At 56.0% G+C, this 596-nt stretch carries 1 rRNA gene; it reads left to right on the top strand.

The features are described 5' to 3' along the window. Positions 1-596: ribosomal RNA gene (locus tag ACPUC8_RS26000) — 16S ribosomal RNA — on the top strand; the annotation flags it as partial.

Raw genomic sequence — 596 nt, 5'->3', positions numbered from 1 at the left:
GATGGAGGGGGATAACTACTGGAAACGGTAGCTAATACCGCATAACGTCTTCGGACCAAAGTGGGGGACCTTCGGGCCTCACACCATCGGATGTGCCCAGGTGGGATTAGCTAGTAGGTGGGGTAATGGCTCACCTAGGCGACGATCCCTAGCTGGTCTGAGAGGATGACCAGCCACACTGGAACTGAGACACGGTCCAGACTCCTACGGGAGGCAGCAGTGGGGAATATTGCACAATGGGCGCAAGCCTGATGCAGCCATGCCGCGTGTATGAAGAAGGCCTTCGGGTTGTAAAGTACTTTCAGCGGGGAGGAAGGCGGTGAAGTTAATCGCTTCACCGATTGACGTTACCCGCAGAAGAAGCACCGGCTAACTCCGTGCCAGCAGCCGCGGTAATACGGAGGGTGCAAGCGTTAATCGGAATTACTGGGCGTAAAGCGCACGCAGGCGGTCTGTCAAGTCGGATGTGAAATCCCCGGGCTTAACCTGGGAACTGCATTCGAAACTGGCAGGCTAGAGTCTTGTAGAGGGGGGTAGAATTCCAGGTGTAGCGGTGAAATGCGTAGAGATCTGGAGGAATACCGGTGGCGAAGGCG

This window comes from Pantoea sp. CFCC18177, from assembly GCF_059412425.1.
The sequence above is the reverse complement of the archived record's forward strand: the minus strand, read 5'-3'. Positions and strand labels throughout refer to the sequence as shown.